Here is a 249-nt window from a genome sequence, read left to right as displayed (position 1 = left end):
AATGCACCAGCTCGTGGCTTTGCAAATCTTCGTGCTGCTCAAGCGTAAATGTCAGCCCGCAATGCTGATATTGAGCTTTAATATATTGAATATCTTGCGCAATCTTCGCCATTACTTCTGTAAGCGTTCCTTCGTAACGTGGATAAAACCTGACAGATGTAGCACCGGATTTGAGCGCAATTCGCACCGCCTCATCCATTGTCTGCGAGTCGGACGCGCTGGTTTCAATGTGAACATCCAGTCCCAACT

Annotated in this window: 1 protein-coding gene; it reads right to left on the bottom strand. The window is 47.4% G+C overall.

Annotation, left to right across the window (positions count from 1 at the left end):
• A partial coding sequence (locus KB213_RS12205; protein ID WP_211683517.1) for a hypothetical protein occupies positions 1 to 249 on the bottom strand: 249 nt, incomplete at both ends.

The organism is Neokomagataea anthophila (assembly GCF_018122595.1).
Lineage (GTDB): Bacteria > Pseudomonadota > Alphaproteobacteria > Acetobacterales > Acetobacteraceae > Gluconobacter > Gluconobacter anthophilus.
Note: the sequence above shows the minus strand (reverse complement) of the source record. Positions and strands in the feature narration are given on the sequence as shown.